The organism is Vibrio sp. 1288, from assembly GCF_033344475.1.
Map to the genome: position 1 here is coordinate 1 of NZ_JAWPOX010000476.1, position 724 is coordinate 724.

Below are 724 nucleotides of genomic sequence, written 5' to 3' on the forward strand. Positions count from 1 at the left end.
GCCGTACGGCCTAGACCTCAATAATCAAATTAACGTCGATAAATCCTCGATCAAAATGGTGTTGACCGTGGCAAACCTCGGCAGTGTGGAACTGGTCGATTTAGAAAACAGAATCTATCAATGGTTTGCAGAGCATGCCCCTCATTATCAAGTGGTTGCATCAAGCCCGTCATTAATGTTCGCCCATATTGGAGAGACGAATATGGCGAGCATGCTGTCCACTTTACCGATCACGCTTGTTTTAATTTCTGCCTTGCTGATTTTTGCACTTCGCTCCGTGAGATTAGGGCTAATTAGTTTGATGCCCAATATTGCGCCAGCGGTCATTGGCTTTGGTTTGTGGGCACTGATATCGGGTGAAATCAACCTCGGCTTATCCGTTGTTGTGACATTGACGCTTGGGATTGTGGTCGATGATGCCGTTCATTTCCTTTCCAAATATCAAAGAGCGCGCCGCGAGGGGCAAACTGCAGAGCAAGCCGTTCGTTACGCCTTTCATACCGTTGGCCGCGCACTGTGGATCACTACGGTGGTTTTAGTGGCAGGTTTTTCTGTATTGGCAATGTCTAGCTTCAGGCTGAATGCGGATATGGGGCAGCTCAGCGCCATTGTTATCTTCATCGCTTTGGTTGTGGACTTCTTATTCCTCCCAACCTTACTAATGCTATTCGATAAAAAAGCGTACTTACAAGAAAGTCCGTCTGATAACGCGCGCTTGAAAGCG

1 protein-coding gene is annotated in these 724 nt (G+C 47.4%); it reads left to right on the plus strand.

From position 1 onward, the window contains the following. Positions 1 to 724: MMPL family transporter (locus R8O11_RS27485; RefSeq protein WP_318194909.1), on the plus strand; the 724-nt coding region annotated here is incomplete at both ends.